The organism is Dyella jiangningensis, assembly GCF_003264855.1.
GTDB lineage: Bacteria > Pseudomonadota > Gammaproteobacteria > Xanthomonadales > Rhodanobacteraceae > Dyella > Dyella jiangningensis_C.
The window spans coordinates 1-17,606 of record NZ_NFZS01000006.1 but is presented as its reverse complement, the minus strand read 5'-3'; the positions used below and the strand labels follow the sequence as shown (position 1 = coordinate 17,606).

Sequence of the window (17,606 nt, the reverse complement as noted above, 5' to 3'; positions counted from 1 at the left end):
GTAGGAGCGCACCCAGTGCGCGATCGTGGGCTCGTCGTGGCCGCTCTGTAGGCTTTTCGCGCACTGGGTGCGCTCCTACAGAGAGATCTGTGTACACGCCGCCACCATGTGGGAGCGCACCCTGTGCGCGACTGCAGCGCCTCATCGTCACCGCTCCGCGAGGCCCCTTGGGGGATAGGCTCTTCGCGCACTGGGTGCGCTCCTACAAGGAGAGACAAGGTGTCGTGGAGCGGGCAGTGCGGTTCTCTTGTAGGAGCGCACCCAGTGCGCGATCGCGGCGCCTCGTCGTCACCGCTTCGTAGGTTTGTCGCGCACAGGGTGCGCTCCCACAGAAAAGAGGATTCATTTGGCGCGGGCGGAGCGGTCCCTTTGTAGGAGCGCACCCAGTGCGCGATCGCAGAGGTTCGCCGTTGCCGCTCCGTAGGCTTTTCGCGCACTGGGTGCGCTCCTACAGGTGAAGGGCAGTGTTTTGGCGAAGCCGTAGCGAATGCTTGTGGGAGCTCACCCTGTGGGCGACCGCGAAGATTCGTCGCTGCCGTTTCGCAGGTTTGTCGCGCACAGGGTGCGCCCCCACAACGGCAGAGATACCCCACGCGCCCAATCCTGCTTTTTTGTAGGAGCGCACCCTGTGCGCGATCGCGGAGATTCGTCGTACCTCTCCGCAGGCTTTTCGCGCACTGGGTGTGCTCCAACAGGGTAGAGACGGCGCGCGTTACGCCCGCTTCTGCAACCAATCCCCCAGCTGCTTCAACACCTGGCTTCTCGCCGGCTCCGCCTCGTTGAACAGCTCGTGGTACAGCGCATCGAAATAACGCGTGGTGAGGTGGTTGCCGGCCCAGGCGGCGGCGGAGAAATCGCGGCTGCCGGAGGGGTCGACCAGCTTGTCCGAACCGGCGACCAGCAACAGCGTGGGTACGGCCAGGCGGGTGGCGTCGCCAATGCATGCGTCACCGGCGCGGAAGATGAAATCGGCCAGCCGTGGCGTGATCCAGCCATGGCGCAGCGGGTCGCCGCGGTAGGCGGGCTCGATCTGGGTATCGTGCGAAAGCTTGTCGAACGGCAGCCCGTTCGGCAGTGGCAGGTTCGGTGCCACCTTGGCCAATACCCCGGCCAACCGCTGCATGAACTTCGATTCCCACGTCCTCAACGCCGGCGACGACAGCACCAGCGCCGGCGGACGTACGCGCCGATCCAGCACGGTGCGCGCAGCCACCAGGCCGCCCATGCTGTGGCCGAGCAGTAGCGGCGGGCGGGGCAGGGTGGCGGCGTAGCCGTTGTAGACGGTGGCCAGGTCTTCCAGCAGGTCGTCGGCATGGCTCAAGGCGCCGCGCGTGCCGGGCGTGCGGCCGTGGCCGCGCTGGTCGTAGCTGCGCACGGCGTAGCCGCGGGTGTGGAACCACTGGGCCAGCCGCTCGTAGCGGCCGCTGTGCTCACCCAGCCCATGCACGATCAGCACCGCATCATGCGCGCGTGCATGCGGCCAATCCCGCACGAACAGCGGCTGCCCGTCGGGCATGGTGAGAAGCTGCTCGTTGCGGTGGTCGCCCGGGTGGTTCACACGCTGGCCTCGTGGTGAAAGATCCGGATTCTGCATCAAGCCGGCGCGCCATGGCGCATGCAGCGCCAAAAAAGGGAGCGGCCAGGCCGCTCCCTTCGAGGTCGATCGTCCGCCGGACCTTAGAAGTCGGCGCGGAACTCCACGCCGAGGATGCGCGGGTCGTTGACGAACGCGGTGCGGTTGTTGAAGTCGATCGCACCGGTGATGTACTGCTTGTTGGTGATGTTGCGGCCGTACAGGGCGATTTCGCGCTTGCCGAAATCCCAGTTGTAGCCCACGCGCAGGCCACCCTCGAGCACCGGCTTGCTGCGGAACTCTTCCGACTGGTACAGGAAGAAGTTCACCTCGCTGCGGTAGCTCCAGTCGGTGTAGATGAAGAACTCCCCGCTCTCGCCGTACGGGATGCCGTAGCGTGCCGTGAGGTTGCCGATCCACTTCGGGGCGTTCGGCAGCGGGTTGCCGTCCACCAGCGCGTTGCCCTGCGCATTGAGCGGGTCGGTCACCGTGCAGCCCGAGCCACACACCGCCACGGCCAGGTTCGGATCCTTCAGCTCGGTGTGGTTGTAGCTGCCGCCGGCGGTGAGGATGAAGTTCGGCGTGAGGTAGGCCTCCAGATCGAACTCGGCGCCGTAGCCTTCGGTCTTCTTCGCGTTGATCAGGCGCGTGACGTTGATGTCGCCGCCCACCGCGGTGAGCTGCTCGTTGTGCATGATGTAGTTGTAGACGTCCGCGTTGAAACGCAGGCGGTTGTCCATGCCGGTGGTCTTCACGCCCAGCTCGTACGAGGTGATCGTCTCGGGCTTGGCCTGCGAGATGAAGTCGGCGAACAGCACGCGGCCCTGCACGCTGGGTGCGCGGAAGCCGTTGGCGATGCGGCCGTACACGTTGACGTTCGGGTTGAGCGTCCAGGTGCCGGTGAGGTCGCCGCTCCAGCGCGCGTCATGCGGGTTGGCGCTCAGCGACAGCGGGCCGCCGCCGATCGGCGAGAGGAGGCGGTCCACATGGAAATCGCGCGAGTCGTGCGAGTAACGCGCACCGGCGCGCACGTCGAAACTGTCGGTGAGGCGATAGTCCACCGAACCGAAGCCCGCCCAGGCGCGCGTGGTCTGGCTCTGCTGCGCATAGCCGTCCATCGCGTGGTTGTTGAGCGTGGCGTAGTCGTAATTGACGATCGCGATGTCTTCGTAGAAGTAGTACGCGCCCACCTGCCAGTTCAGCTGGTCCTGCGGATTGCTGGCCAGGCGGAATTCCTGCGTGATCTGGTTGTCATGCGGCAGCGCGTCGGCCGTCTCGGACGGGAACGGCGTGACGTACTTGTCCTGGCTCGGATTCAGCGGGATGGCGATGCCGCCGTCCACGTCGCCCAGGCTGTACGTGGTGGCCTTCTCGAAGCCGGTGATCGAGGTGAAGGTGTAGTCGCCCAGGTTCCAGGTGAGGTGCGCATTGCTGCCCCACGAGAACAGATGCTGGCGGTTGCGGCCGTCCTGGTACACCGTGTCGCGCTGGAAGCCCGGCACCAGGCTGTCGCTGCCCAGCGGGATTGCGTTCGCGCGGTTCACCATCGCGCTGCCGTCGAGCCAGCGCGCGTGTGCGTTGAGCAGCGCGTTGAAACCATCGTTGTCGTACATCGCCTGCAGGCGGATGGCGCGGTCGTTATAGGCACCCAGCGCATCCTTCTCGCCGGTGTAGCCGTTGTCGATCCAGCCGTCGCGATGCTGCGCCAGCGCCGACACGCGACCCGACCAGTGGCCGCCCAGCGAACCGCCCAGCGCGGCCTCGGCATTCGCCGTGCCCTTGGTGCCGTACGACACGCGCGCGTAGCCGCTGGTGTCCTGGCTCGGCTTCACCGAATCGAACTTGATCACGCCGGCCGGCGAGTTGCGGCCGAACATGGTGCCCTGCGGGCCACGCAGCACTTCCACCTGCTGCAGGTCGAACAGCGGGAAACCCTTGAGGATCGGGTTTTCCTGCACGATGTCGTCGTACACCATCGACACCGGCTGCGATGCATTGAGGTCGAAGTCGCTGTTGCCGAGGCCGCGGATGTAGAAGCGCGGGAACTCACGGCCGTACGAGGTTTCGGCGTACACGCTCGGCGCGCGGCTGGCGAGCTGAAGCACGGTGTCGCCGGACTGGCCGTAGTTGTCGAGCTGCGCCGGCGTCAGCACGGTCATCGAGATCGGCACCTTCTGCAGATTCTCGACGCGCTTTTCAGCCGTCACGTTCACGGTGGCCAGTTCAACAGCCTTGCTGGGCTTGGCGGCCGTATTCTGTTGTGCCGTCGCGTCCTGTGCGTGGGCGGAGGAGGCAGCACCCATGGCGAGGGCGCTGGCAATGGAAAGGGCAAGCACGGCGAAGCGCGTCGGGCTGGCGGCGGTCATTGGAAATTCCCCGGAAATGATAGGAAGGCAACGGCAAGCAAAGTACGCCGCAAGAACATACCAAGGCGTACGGCGGCGTCACGCTATTGTCATCGAAAGAAGGTGGTTAACGAAAGTAGAACTTTTCGCCTGCGCGTTGCCAAACGACCCCGCCGCCCCCATCTCGGGTTACTCTGAAGCCGCCTGCCGGCCACGCCTAAGCCCATGCCACTGCACGATTTTCATCCCGCCGTCGCGGCCTGGTTCCAGGGCGCGTTCAGCGAGCCCACGGCGCCGCAAAAAGCCGCCTGGCCGTCCATTCGGGCGGGCCGTCATACGCTCGTGGCCGCCCCGACAGGTTCGGGCAAGACGCTCACCGCCTTTCTCGCCGCCATTGATACGCTGGTGCGCGAAGGCGTGGAAAACGGTGGCACGCTAGAAGACGTCACCTCCATCGTCTACGTGTCGCCGCTGAAGGCGCTGTCCAACGACATCCGCATCAACCTGGAAGCCCCGCTCGAAGGCATCCGTGCGCAACTCGCCGCGATGGGCCTGCCCGACGTGGACATCCGCACGGCCGTACGCACCGGCGACACCCCGCAGGCCGAGCGCAACAGCATGCGCAAGCAGGCCCCGCACATCCTGGTGACCACGCCCGAATCGCTCTACATCCTGCTCGGCTCCGAATCGGGCCGCCGCATGCTGTCGGGTACGCGCACGGTGATCGTGGATGAAATCCACGCGCTGGCGTCGAGCAAGCGTGGCGCGCACCTGGCGCTGTCGCTGGAGCGGTTGGAGTCGCTGTGCCAGCGCAGGCTGCTGCGCATTGGCTTGTCGGCGACGCAGAAGCCGATTGAAGAAGTCGCCAAGTTTCTCGTGGGCGCACACGCTCAACTCCCTCTCCCCCCCGGGGAGAGGGTCGGGGTGAGGGGCCACTCTCGCGATGGTGTTAGTTCAAAGCGAACCCCCGCTCTTATCAACGAAGCCACAAGCCCCGCACCCTCATCCGACCCTTCGGGCCACCTTCTCCCCAGGGAGAAGGAAATCGAAAAAGACACCGTCAACATCATCGACGTCGGCCACACGCGCGAGCGCGACCTCGCCATCGTCGTCCCTCCGGTGCCGCTCGAATCGGTGATGTCCAACGACTGCTGGGAGCTGGTCTACAACCAGCTGGCGCATCTCGTCGAAACGCATCGCACCACGCTCGTGTTCGTCAACACGCGTCGCCTCGCCGAGCGAGTGGCGCGACATCTCTCCGAACGCATGGGCAAGGAGACCGTTGCTGCGCACCACGGCAGCCTCGCCAAGGAGCAGCGCCTCGACGCCGAGCAGCGCCTCAAGCGCGGCGACCTCAAGGTGCTGGTGGCCACGGCATCGCTGGAGCTCGGCATCGACATCGGCGATGTGGACCTCGTCTGCCAGATGGGCTCGCCGCGTTCCATCGCCGCCTTCCTGCAGCGCGCGGGCCGCTCCGGCCACGCGGTGAACGGCACGCCGAAAGCGCGCCTGTTCCCGACCACGCGCGACGATCTCGTGGAATGCACCGCGCTGCTCGACTGCGTGCGTCGCGGCGAACTCGACACCTTGATCCAGCCGCCGCAACCGCTCGACGTGCTCGCGCAGCAGATCGTCGCCGAAGTGGCCTGCCAGGAATGGAGCGAAGACGCGCTGTACGACACGCTGCGTCGCGCCTATCCCTATCGCAACCTCACGCGCCAGCAGTTCGACGAATCCGTACGCATGCTGGCCGATGGCTTCACCACGCGGCATGGTCCGCGCAGCGCGTACATCCATCGCGACGCCGTGCACAAGCAACTGCGTGCGCGCCGCAATGCACGACTCACTGCCATCACGTCGGGCGGCGCCATCCCCGACACGGCCGATTACCTCGTCGTGCTCGAACCGCAGGCCACCATCATCGGCACGGTCAACGAAGACTTCGCCGTGGAAAGCCTGGCCGGCGACGTGTTCCAGCTGGGCAACACCAGCTACCGCATCATCCGCGTGGAGCGCGATCGCCTGCGCGTGGAAGATGCGCAGGGCGTGCCGCCGAACATCCCGTTCTGGCTGGGCGAAGCGCCGGGCCGCTCCAACGAGTTATCGCACGGCGTATCGCGCCTGCGCGAAGAGATCGCCACGCGCCTCGACGAAGGCGGCGTGCCCGCCGTCATGCACTGGCTGATGCACACGCTGGGCCTCAACGAAGCCGCCGCGCAGCAGCTGGCCGACTATATGGCCGGCGCCAAGGCCGCGCTCGGCGTGCTGCCCACGCAGGACACCATCGTGTTCGAGCGTTTCTTCGACGAATCCGGCGGCACCCAGCTCATCATCCATACGCCGTGGGGCAGCCGCATCAATCGCGCTTGGGGTCTCGCGCTGCGCAAGCGCTTCTGTCGCCAGTTCAACTTCGAACTGCAGGCCGCCGCCACCGAAGACGCCATCGTGCTGTCGTTGTCCACCAGTCACAGCTTCCCGCTGGAAGAAGTGGCGCGTTACCTGCACTCCAATTCCGCCGAAGACGTGCTGGTGCAGGCGCTGCTCGATGCGCCGCTGTTTCCCGTGCGCTGGCGCTGGAACGCCACCACCGCGCTCGCCCTGCCGCGCTTCCAGGGCGGCCGCAAGGTGCCACCGCAACTGCAGCGCATGAAGAGCGAAGACCTGCTCGCCACCGTCTTCCCCGACCAGGTGGCCTGCGCGGAAAACCTTGCCGGCGAACGCGAGATTCCCGATCACCCGCTGGTCAACCAGACCCTGCACGACTGCCTGCGCGAAGCGATGGACGTCGACGGTCTGCTGCACATCCTGCGCGGGCTGGAAGAAGGCTCCATCCGCGTCGTCGCCCGCGATCTCGCCGCCCCCAGCCCGCTGGCCGGCGAAGTGCTCAACGCCGCGCCGTACGCCTACCTCGACGACGCACCGCTGGAAGAACGCCGCACCCAGGCCGTGCAATCCCGCCGCTGGACCGACGCCGACAGCGCCGACGACCTCGGCCGCCTCGACGAAGACGCCATCGCCTCCGTCCGCGAAGAAGCGTGGCCGCAAGTGCGCAGCGCCGACGAAATGCACGAAGCCCTGGGCATCCTCGGCGGCATCACCCAACACGAAGCCGACACCCACGAAGGCTGGAACGACTGGCTCAAGTCCCTCGCCAAGAATCACCGTGCGACGCTCCTAGCTCCCTCTCCCCTCCGGGGTACGCGGGGAGCGGCCATGGACGGCCGCGGCTTTGAGGAGCGAGGAGAGGGCCGGGGTGAGGGGCCACTCTTGCCTCAGTCCGACGTATGGACATCAGCCGAAAAACTCCCCCAATGGCAATCCGTCCACCCGGACGCCGCCCTCCATCCACCCATCACCGCCCCCGCCGAATACGCCGCCCAACCCTGGACCCGCGAAGACGCCCTGCTCGAACTCGTCCGCGGCCGCCTGACCGGCCTCGGCCCTGTCACCGTGCCGCAGCTCGCCGCGTCGCTGCACGTACCCGCGTCCGACATCGGCCTCACCCTGCTGCGCCTGCAGTCGGAAGGCTACGTGATGCAGGGCCACTTCACGCCCGGCACGCAGGACATCGAGTGGTGCGAGCGCCATCTGCTCGCGCGCATCCACCGCTATACCATCGGTCGCCTGCGCCGCGAGATCGAGCCGGTCAGCCGCCGCGACCTCATGCGCTTCCTGTTCGAATGGCAGCACGCCGCACCCGGCGCACGCCTCAGCGGCCCCGACGCGCTGCCCGCCGTGCTCACCCAGCTCGAAGGCTACGAGGCCGCCGCCGGCGCGTGGGAAACCGAAGTGCTGCCCGCGCGCATCAACGACTACTCCATCACCTGGCTGGACGACCTGTGCCGCGCCGGCCGCATCAGCTGGAGCCGTCTGCGCACCGGCACCGGCAGTGGCGGCGGCCCCGTGCGCGCCACGCCCATCGTGCTGCTGCCGCGCCGCAGCGTCCCGGTATGGGCCAGCACCGCCGCCAACGCGGGAGAAGTGCAGGACACCCCCGTGTCCTCACGCGCCCAGGCCGTGCTCGACACCCTGCGTGACGAAGGCGCCCTGTTCTTCGACGAACTCATGCACGCCACGCACCTGCTGCGTACCGAACTGGAAGACGCCCTGGGCGAACTCGTCGCCGCCGGCCGCATCACCGCCGACAGCTTCGCCGGCCTGCGCGCCTTGCTGGTGCCCGCCGCCAAACGCGACGCCCACCGCCACCGCCGCCTCCGCCGCCACATGCTCACCGGCGTCGAAGACGCAGGTCGCTGGTCGCTAGTGCGCCCCAGCTCTTCCTTCTCCCCCGGGAGAAGGTGGCCCGAAGGGCCGGATGAGGGTGCGGGTCTTGCGAAACCCCCAGCCAGCGCCGGAAAGCCCGACCCCGAAACCCTCGAACACATCGCCCGCACCCTCCTACGCCGCTACGGCGTCGTCTTCTGGAAGCTGCTCGAACGCGAAGCCCCCTGGCTCCCCAGCTGGCGCGAACTGCTGCGCGTCTACCACCGCCTGGAAGCCCGCGGCGAAATCCGCGGCGGCCGCTTCGTGGAAGGCCTGGTCGGCGAACAGTTCGCCCTGCCCGAAGCCATCGGCCGCCTGCGCGCCATCCGCCAGCAAGAGCCGCAAGGCGAACTCGTACTCGTCAGCGGCTCAGACCCGCTCAACCTCGTGGGCACCGTGCTGGCCGGCAACAAACTCCCCGCCGTCACCGGCACCCGCGTGCTCTACGAAGACGGCGTGGCCGTCGCCGCCTGGGTCGCCAACAAACCGCAGTGGCTCATCGAATCCACCAGCGCGCAGCAACAACACTGGCGCAACGCCCTGCTGCGCCGAACAGACACCCACCACCTCACCGCCGACCCCAAAGCCGCCAGCCTCCACCCCTAACGAAACGCCCCAGAGTTTTTAGCCCGTCGCCCCGGCGCAGGCCGGGGCCCAGCGCCCCGGTCACCGCTTATCGCGAACCCCAAGTTCGGCCCTTAAAACAGGCCCAAAACCTCACTCACTGTAATCCCCGATATAAACCAGCAACCCGTCCCGCTCCCGAAACTCGCTGCGCCCATTCAACGTAATCGACTGCCCGGCCCGCACCCCGTTGGGCAGGTCCACCGCAAACGTGCCGTCGAACAGGATGTGCGCCGTCGCCGTGCCATCCCGCTCCTCATAAGCCAGGATCAACTGCCGCCGCGCGGAAAACAGGTAGCTCGAACTCTGCGCCAGGTGCCGCAATTCATCGGCCCCCTGGGTACGCACGCTCATCACGCCCGCCGTGTAGTTCTCAAACACCACTTCGCGATGCATCGTCGCCAGCATGCCGTCGACGTCCATGCGGTTATAGGCAGCCAGGTACCGCTCGATCAGCTCGCGCATGACGCATCCTTCATCCACAAAGCGCCATCACCCGGCGCGTCGGTGGAAAGTCTACGTCACCCGCGCCGGCAAGCCGACATCCCCACATCCCCACGGCGGTTGCGCCCGCCAGAGCGACGTCCAATCCGCCCAGCTACCACGACCGCTTCGAGACATTTGCAGGTGATGGCATCGACGGCCTTTGCCGGTGACGCTTCCATGTGCCTAAGGTGCCGGTATCGGCTCGGGGAATTTCCACGAGCCATCGAGGATCTCCGCACGCGGGCGATAGAGGCGCACCCAATAGTTCCAGCCGGGCGTGGTCGGCAGGCAGTTGGGAATCTTTCCGTCGCACCCGCCGAATTGCACCGTCACGGATCCGTCCGCGTTCTTCTTGCCGCTGAGGTTGTTGATGGCATAGGCGTTGTACGTGTTGGGTTCGAAATAACCCTTGCTGTTGTACATGCTGATCGACCAGAAGCCGTCGACGGGTACGTCTCTCACCGTCAATCGATACACGGTCTTGCCATCGTTCTTCGGCGGCGTCACGGTGAGGTAGGTGGCATCCTTGTCGGGGTTGCCGCCCCAGCCGGATGCCGCGCCGATCAGGTGGCGAACGGGGTCCGTGTCCTTCCTGGTGCCGAACATGCCTTTGGTATCAGGCAGCGTTCCCGCCAACGCGATGAGCGCCTCACGCACTTTCTTCTGGCTCACCGGGTCCCAACGCGGAGCCTCGAAGCTTCCCTTGTTCGCCTGTTGCACCTTGATGGCGTCCTGCAGGGCATGGGCTTTCCCCAGATCGCCGGGGTCGCCGGGATCCACGAAGGTTCGCGCGGCGATCAGCACGTAGCGCGTTCCTATCTGATCCTTGGTATAGGTGTGATTCCCGGCGCCGTAGTCCACCGCGATGGCGTATTCATCCTCGTTGACGGCCATAAGGGACATGAATCGCTTGCCGGCATCCGGAAGCGTGATGGTGACCGGGCCTGCGTCCAGGTCGAACACGGCCGCCGAATACAGCGTGTCGCGGTTGGCGCGGACTACCGTCTGCTTGTTGACGTTCATCACCTCGCGGCGGTGATCGAACCGGCCGATGCCGCCCGCCAGCTTGATGGCCTCGGCGAAGTACATGTCGCTTTCCGCGCGAGCGAAGTTGTCAGGACTGACAGGAACTGCTTTGGCAGGATCGTTCGACTGCGCGATGGCGGTTGCGCTCATGGCCAGCGCGAGAGCAAGGGCGGTAGGGCGGATCATGTCTTCACCTCAGCACGTTGAACGGGGCTTGGGGATGTCGAAAATCCACAGTGCTATGCGTGGAGTGCGTGCTACCTGTTCCGGGATGCTGCCTTAGCTCGGAGGCACCCTTGTGAGCCTGTACCGCCAAACTTCCGCGCCGGAGTAGAGGCTCGACGTCATCTCGTGCCGCGTCTCACGGCTGGACCTCGATGTTCGGCAGCTTCCAGGTCTTCGCGAAGAACGACTTCTCCGGACCGTAAAAGCGGAACAGCACCTCGAAGTTGCCATCGCCATGGGTCGGCACCCAATTGCTTGTCTTGCCCGCCGGCGCGCTCGGCCCGAAATAGAGATCCACCGAACCATCCGCATTCTTCTGCAGCCCTGGCGTGTTCGATCCCCGGCTGGACCAGCGGGTGTCGCGGATGAGCGCGTGCGTGTCCCCGTCGTAAGCCGTCGCGGACCAATAGAGCTTGACCGGCGGGTTCGCGGGCACGTGCAGTCGATAGCTCTTTCCGTGGCCCATCCGGCGGCCCTCCTTGTCCTTGATGGTCATCAGGTAGAACTGTCCCGCGCCAAGATGCTTGGCCGAGAAATAGGCGAGGGAATAGGCAACCGCCCGACTGTCGATCGGATAGCTGTCCGGATCGGCGAAGTCCGTGCTCATGCCTTCCACGAACTTTGCAGAAGCCGGCAGGGCCCAGTGGGTCCCGTCATAGAACGGTGGAACGAACACGTCTTCCGTCCACAGCGCGATGAGGGCTTTGGCTTCAGCGGCCGCCTTGTCGAAGAGGGGCTTGTTCGCGGCCAGGGCATCACCGGTACCGCCCTTCCGGATGCCGATGGCGGCCAGCGGATCGATCATGGCCTTGTCGCGAGGCAACCACGGTTCGGCCTGCACGAAGCGGTCGAGCGCGTCGAAGAAGCGCGAGTCATAGGGAATGGTCGCCTCGTAAGGCTTGTCGTAGGCATCGACAAACCGCGTTTCCACCGGCGCCGCACCATCGCGGGGCAGGGGATAGAACCGGATGCGTTTGCCGTAGGCGACGGCGCTGGCGATGTCGGCGTCGCTGCCACTCTTCAGGTTCGACCGGAGCAGCGCGAAGCCCTGGTACGTATGCGATGGCATCGGGATATAACCGTCGGGCACCTTGTCCTTGTAGCCGGGAGGAAGGATCAGGTACTTGCCGCCCTTGCCCTTGTCGACGCCCGCCGGCCCAACATCTTCCAGCGGGTTCTGCCAGCCATCATCGGCGCTGCCGGTAATGGAGCCGTCCGCCGCCGCCGGGATCTCCAGCACTACCGGGCCGTCGTGCGTGTCATAGAACGGCGTGAAATAGATCGTGTCCGGATTCGGCGTCAGCGTCTGGTCTTTCCAGTTCACCGGCCGGGACCAGTACGCGACCTGATTGGGTCCGCCACCCATGGCCTTGAAGGCATCGAGCATCAACTGGAAATTGACGGCTGGCATGCCCCACAGGATCGCCTCGACAGCGCGGCGCTCGATGTTCCGGTGTTGCAACTCCTTGGGCGTGGACGAGATCCCCGCGCTCTTCGACGTATCCGGACTTGCCGGGACCGGCATGGCCCCTGTTGCGATCGCGGCAACCATGGCCGCCAAGAGAAGACGCGAGGTCATCAGTGGCCGCTCCTGTGCGTCTGAAATGACCGCAGCTTGCCCTTGCGGCGGATGCCAGGCATCCGTAGTTGATCGGAACCCGGCTACGTAGTTCTACTGGAGACCTGGGCGCCCCGTTCCGTGGCCGGCTCCGCATTGATCCATGGAGATCACCATTCGCCCGAGCGAGCGCAGTAGTCGCCCGTGATGAGTGTCAATCATCCCCGTGATTTGGTTATTTCGGCTCACAGCGGCCAAGCCGGGCGAGATCGCGCCGGCAGTTCGCGAAACGGCAGTGCTTCGCTCTGCGAAAAACCTGGGTGGTGATTCGGGCCATTACCGAAAAGCCGATGGATTTCCGTGGCGCTCACCGCCAGGTCACGCCCCATAGACGCGCGCCACGCGAGTCTCACATCTTCAATGGAGGACGTGTTTCACGGTCGGGGCCGGTTGGGAAGCGACGCCTCCTCGCAGTGCACGATCACCGCTCTCTATAACGCCTGAGCATCCTCTCGATGATCGACTACTGCGCCGACGCCAGTGATTGAACTCGGCAACGCCTCTGGCGATGCCCTTCGTTTCCTCTGGTTTGCCGAGCCCATGCCACGCCTTCGCCACTGAAGGGCAGGGTGTGTATTTCCGTTCGACAGACAGTAAGGAGATGGACGATGAGCAACACCAGCAACTATCCCGAAAGCGACCCGAGACACCACACGCAGAAGATCAAGTCGATGCTGGAACAGTCGATCAGCCACGTCCGCTCGGACGTTGGCAAGGTCACCGACCCGAAGGCACAGGCCTTGTTCGAAACGACCGCTGAAGTCCTCGGTGGCCTGGTGACCGCATACGACCACTTCGAGCAACGCAGCGAAGAAGCCTGGAAGTGACCTTCGCCGGATCGGCAGGCGTCGTGCTTCCCGTATGACCGCCGCAGCCGCCAGGTTGCCATGCGCCATTGACCCAGAGCGGACCCCTTCGAGCCCACCAGGCTGAAGAGAGCCGATGCGGCAAGCCATGGCCTGGCCGGTGCGACCAGACCATGAGGTCTCGGACATCGGGCCTTGGCGGCCAGACCAGGGGCTTGCCTAGCCCGGCAGGCTCACCACCGGCACGAAGCCGCCGAAGATCATGCGCTTGCCGTCGAAAGGCATCTCGTTGGCGACATCCATGCGCGGGTCCTTCATCACCTTCTCCATGCCGGCATCGCGGGTGGCCTTGTCGGGCCATTCGATCCAGGAGAACACCACCGTTTCATCCGGCTTCGCCTGCACGGCGCGGCGGAAGTCTGTGAGCTTGCCCTCGGGCACGTCATCACCCCAGCACTCCACCACGCGGGTGGCGCCAAACTCCAGGAAAACGGCGTCGAGCGTACCGGCGTGTCCGACGAACTTCTCGCGGTTGGCCGTGGGCACGGCGATCACGAAACCATCGATGTAAGACATGACTGCTCCTTGGCGGCAAGGGGCGGCCAGCATGGCCGCCTTCATGTATGCGACGGATGAGCGTGCGCGGGATCGACACCGGCCTCTTCGGCCCGCCCATCCGGTCGACGCCCACCCCCGCTCCCGCTACCATGACCGCCCCACGCCGGCGCAACGCCGGCAGGCAATGGGCCTATAGCTCAACGGTTAGAGCAGGGGACTCATAATCCCTTGGTTCCAGGTTCGAATCCTGGTGGGCCCACCACTTCTGGGAAGTATTTGAGTTTGCTTCGCAGGCATGCGGAAGGCTTCAAATTCCAATGCTAGGTGAGTCTATGAGCGGTGCAGTTTGGGTGAGGTTCGGAACTATGACCTATGGCGAAAAAGGTCTCTGAATCCTTCTCTTTCGGCGGAATTCTTGCCTCATTAAGTTGCCGGCTGTGGGAGTGCGGGTCCATTGAGGCCCGTTTTGGGTGTGATACTTTTCCGCCTAGGTTTGAACGTCCGCCCCTCGTGTCTAAGACCCCATCCGAGGCTGCGAATCTCGCCCAATCCGAGTGATAAAAAACTAATGACCGGTCACCATGAATAAGCAACAACTCGCCGCCAAAATCTGGGAATCGGCCAACCAGATGCGCTCCAAAATCGAGGCCAACGAATATAAGGATTACATCCTCGGGTTCATCTTCTACAAATACCTGTCCGACAAATTGGTGCGCTTCGCGAAGGACGAGGACTTCAGTGACGCGGAACTCCGCGCACTCTCAGAGGACGACGCGGAAACCGTTGATCACATCAAAGGCCATATTGGCTACTTCATCTCCTACTCGCATCTGTTTTCTACCTGGATCGAAGAGAAGGGCGATTTCGATGTTTCCCACGTGCGCGACGCGCTCTCTGCCTTCAGTCGCCTGATTCATCCAAACCACAAGCGGCTCTTCGAGGGCATCTTTAAGACGCTTGAAACCGGCTTGAGCAAGCTCGGCGATACCGCCGCGAAGCAGACCAAGGCCATCAGCGACTTGCTCCAGCTCATCAAAGACATACCCATGGATGGCAGGCAGGGCTACGACGTGCTTGGCTTCATCTACGAATATCTCATTGGCATGTTTGCCGCCAATGCGGGCAAAAAGGCGGGCGAGTTCTACACGCCGCACGAGGTTTCCGTGCTCATGTCCGAGATCATCGCGCACCATGTGAGGGACAGGGAAACCATCCAGATTTACGACTCCACCAGCGGCTCCGGCTCGCTACTTCTCAATATCGGCCAGTCCATCGCCAAGCACATGGCGGATAAAGACAACATCAAATACTTCGCCCAAGAGCTGAAGGAAAACACATACAACCTCACGCGCATGAACCTCGTCATGCGCGGCATCCTTCCAAGCAACATCGTCACCCGCAATGCCGACACCTTGGAAGACGATTGGCCGTATTTCGATGATCAAGACCCGGTAAATACCTACAACCCGCTGTACCTCGACGCTGTCGTCTCGAATCCTCCCTACTCGCAAAAGTGGGACCCGCAATACAAAGGCAGCGATCCTCGCTACGCACGCTTCGGCCTCGCGCCCAAGTCCAAGGCGGATTACGCCTTTCTCCTGCACGATCTCTATCATCTCAAGCCAGACGGCATCATGGCCATCGTCTTGCCCCACGGCGTCCTGTTCCGGGGCGGTGAGGAAGGCGCAATCCGCAAAAATCTCATCGAGAACGACCACCTCGAAACGATCATCGGCCTGCCGGCCAACATCTTCTTCGGCACCGGCATCCCCACCGTCATCCTTGTGCTCCGGCAGAAGCGCGAAAGCAGCGATGTCCTCATCGTGGATGCGTCCAAGGGTTTCACCAAGGAGGGGAAAAACAACAGACTGCGCGCGTCCGACATCAAGAAAATCGCTGATACCGTGACCGTCCGCGTTACCGTGCCGCGCTTCAGCCGCCTCGTGCCTAAGACCGAGCTGCAGGCCAATGACTACAACCTCAACATCCCGCGCTATGTGGATTCGTCCGAGCCCGCAGAAAGCTGGGATCTCTACGCCTCCATGTTTGGTGGCATCCCGCTGAGCGAGCTGGATGCGCTGGGGGATTTCTGGAAAGCGTTTCCCAGCTTGCGCGCCGCCCTATTTACCGACAACGGCACGCCTTACGCCCAGCCACAGGTGGAGGACCTCGCCCAGGTCATCCGCGAACATCCCGAGGTGAAGAACTACGGCAAAACATTCACCGCCGCCTTTGTGGATTTCACGCCCTGGCTGCGCGGCGTATTGCTGGAGCAGATCCTCACCTTGCAGATTCCCCGACAGGAAGCGCTCATCAGCGAAGCGCTGTTTGCCCGCCTCGCTCCGCTGCCGCTCATCGACCGCTATCACGCCTACCAAATCCTAGACGATCACTGGCAACCCATCGCCATCGATCTGGAAATCCTTCAGACTGAAGGCTTCGATGCCTCCCGCGTTGTGGATCCCAATCTGGTCACCAAAAAGAAGGATGGCAAAGACGTTGAGGTTCAAGAGGGCTGGAAAGGTCGAATCATGCCTTTCGAGCTGGTGCAGTTGACCCTTCACAAGAAGGAGCTGGATGCGCTGCGCGAAAAGGAAGCCCGACTCAGCGAAATCACCGCTTCGATAGAGGAAACCTTGGAGAGCCTGAGCGAAGAAGACAAGGGCAACGACACAGTCAACGACGCGGGCGACAAATTCGTCAATGCCGCCGTCGCCAAGGAGGCGAAGCTCCTGCTTGCCGAGGCGAAGAAATCAGGCGACTTCGATCCCGACTCCTACGAGGCAAGGATCATCAAGGCTGCCGACTGGCTCGCCGAGGAGAAAACCCTGAAAGCGGCGATCAAAAAAAGTGCCGCCGCACTGCATCTCAAGACCAAGGCAACGATCGAGGGCTTGAGTGACGCGCAGGTCCTCGAACTGCTCGAACGCAAGTGGATCATCCCTTTCCACGATGAGCTCCACAGCCTGCCCGATGAGCAGATCGAAGGCCTGATTCGCAAGCTTGACGCCATCGTGCAAAAGTACCAAATCACCTACGCTGACAACGCCCGTTACATCCAGCAAACCGAAACCGAGCTAGCGGGCATGATCGGGGAATTGGATGCCAACGAGTTCGACCTTAAAGGCCTCGCGGAATTGAAAACCTTGCTGGCGGGGAGCTGAAATGACAGAGCAAACCGATAGCAGGACGCCAAGAATCCGGTTTGGAAAGTTCAGTGGAGATTGGGATAAAAAGGAGTTTGGGGAGCTATTTCCAATTACATCCGCCGCACGCGTCCATAAAAATGAATGGACCAAATCGGGAGTTCCGTTCTTCCGATCTAGCGATGTCGTTTCTCACTTTAAAGGCGACGACAATACAAAGGCTTTCATTTCCATTGAGCTTTACGAAGAGCTTTCCGCGAAGGTAGGGCGCATTAAAAAAGGCGACCTGTTGGTCACTGGTGGCGGCTCGATCGGTATTCCCTTTTTAGTCAAGAACGATGAGCCTCTATATTTTAAGGACGCAGATCTTCTTTGGTTTAAAATTCGCGACGCAGTGAATAGCCACTATCTCTACACGTTTCTCTCTTCTGACCCTTTTCGCCGATACCTCAAAAGCATCAGCCACATCGGCACCATTGCCCATTACACAGTTGAGCAAGCTAAGGGCACGCCGGTGACGCTTCCACGCGATGCCAGCGAGCAAACCCAAATCGGTGAATATTTCCGAGAGCTGGATCGGCTGATTGGGCTGCATCAGCGCAAGCATGACAAGCTAGCGGCGCTGAAAAAATCGATGCTCCAAAAGATGTTCCCACAAGGCGGCGCTGCCGTACCAGAGATTCGTTTTAAGGGGTTTAGGGGAGGCTGGAGTGAGCGAAGCTGGTCAGAAACGGTTGATGTTTCAACAGATATGGTAGACCCAAGAGATAGAGCATACGACGAGCTGTTGGTACGCCCCCGATTCCGTAGACACCTGATAGTGTCTATTGAGGATCGGAGGATCTATGACCAGCAAGCGTTTCACTGACGAGTTTAAGGCTGAAGCGGTTAAGCAGGTTAGCGAGCGTGGCTACCCCGTTACGGAGGTGGCCGAGC

Annotated in this window: 11 protein-coding genes and 1 tRNA gene; 6 read left to right on the top strand and 6 right to left on the bottom strand. The window is 63.2% G+C overall.

Going from position 1 to position 17,606, the window contains the following annotated elements:
- Nucleotides 1–712 precede the first annotated feature (712 nt).
- On the bottom strand, nt 713–1,516 hold the full coding sequence (locus CA260_RS19310) for an alpha/beta hydrolase (RefSeq protein ID WP_425479758.1): 804 nt from the start codon (nt 1,514–1,516) through the stop codon (nt 713–715).
- A gap of 161 nt (nt 1,517–1,677) precedes the next feature.
- The gene (locus CA260_RS19305) at nt 1,678–3,939 is read right to left on the bottom strand and encodes a TonB-dependent receptor (RefSeq protein ID WP_111984705.1); all 2,262 of its coding nucleotides are present in this window, start codon (nt 3,937–3,939) and stop codon (nt 1,678–1,680) included.
- Nucleotides 3,940–4,143: 204 nt separating this feature from the next.
- On the opposite strand from CA260_RS19305, the gene CA260_RS19300 reads away from it, so the two are divergent.
- Nucleotides 4,144–8,787: a DEAD/DEAH box helicase gene (locus CA260_RS19300; protein ID WP_111984704.1), complete on the top strand. Its 4,644-nt coding sequence runs from the start codon at nt 4,144–4,146 to the stop codon at nt 8,785–8,787.
- A 111-nt stretch (nt 8,788–8,898) separates the two neighbouring features.
- On the opposite strand, the gene CA260_RS19295 is transcribed toward CA260_RS19300, so the two are convergent.
- The 3 genes from CA260_RS19295 to CA260_RS19285 form a co-directional block, all read right to left on the bottom strand.
- Complete coding sequence (locus CA260_RS19295) at nt 8,899–9,270, bottom strand: nuclear transport factor 2 family protein (protein WP_038622114.1); 372 nt, start codon at nt 9,268–9,270, stop codon at nt 8,899–8,901.
- Between the two features lie 204 nt (nt 9,271–9,474).
- Complete coding sequence (locus tag CA260_RS19290) at nt 9,475–10,503, bottom strand: DUF1254 domain-containing protein (protein WP_111984703.1); 1,029 nt, start codon at nt 10,501–10,503, stop codon at nt 9,475–9,477.
- A 175-nt stretch (nt 10,504–10,678) separates the two neighbouring features.
- The gene (locus CA260_RS19285; protein ID WP_202864116.1) at nt 10,679–12,121 is read right to left on the bottom strand and encodes a DUF1214 domain-containing protein; all 1,443 of its coding nucleotides are present in this window, start codon (nt 12,119–12,121) and stop codon (nt 10,679–10,681) included.
- Nucleotides 12,122–12,768: 647 nt separating this feature from the next.
- On the opposite strand from CA260_RS19285, the gene CA260_RS19280 reads away from it, so the two are divergent.
- Nucleotides 12,769–12,987 (top strand): hypothetical protein, encoded by a 219-nt coding sequence (locus CA260_RS19280; RefSeq protein WP_111984702.1) that lies wholly within the window; start codon nt 12,769–12,771, stop codon nt 12,985–12,987.
- A gap of 198 nt (nt 12,988–13,185) precedes the next feature.
- On the opposite strand, the gene CA260_RS19275 is transcribed toward CA260_RS19280, so the two are convergent.
- Complete coding sequence (locus CA260_RS19275) at nt 13,186–13,542, bottom strand: DUF1428 domain-containing protein (RefSeq protein ID WP_111984701.1); 357 nt, start codon at nt 13,540–13,542, stop codon at nt 13,186–13,188.
- A 168-nt stretch (nt 13,543–13,710) separates the two neighbouring features.
- Here CA260_RS19275 and CA260_RS19270 point away from each other — a divergent pair.
- From CA260_RS19270 to CA260_RS19255, 4 genes are all read left to right on the top strand, one after another.
- Nucleotides 13,711–13,786 (top strand) — tRNA-Ile (locus CA260_RS19270).
- A gap of 319 nt (nt 13,787–14,105) precedes the next feature.
- Nucleotides 14,106–16,688 (top strand): type I restriction-modification system subunit M, encoded by a 2,583-nt coding sequence (locus CA260_RS19265; RefSeq protein WP_111984700.1) that lies wholly within the window; start codon nt 14,106–14,108, stop codon nt 16,686–16,688.
- A gap of 1 nt (nt 16,689) precedes the next feature.
- Nucleotides 16,690–17,538, top strand: a complete 849-nt coding sequence (locus CA260_RS19260; protein WP_111984699.1) for a restriction endonuclease subunit S — start codon at nt 16,690–16,692, stop codon at nt 17,536–17,538.
- A partial coding sequence (locus CA260_RS19255) for a transposase (protein WP_146745389.1) occupies nt 17,516–17,606 on the top strand: 91 nt, incomplete at its 3' end. The genes CA260_RS19260 and CA260_RS19255, both read left to right, overlap by 23 nt.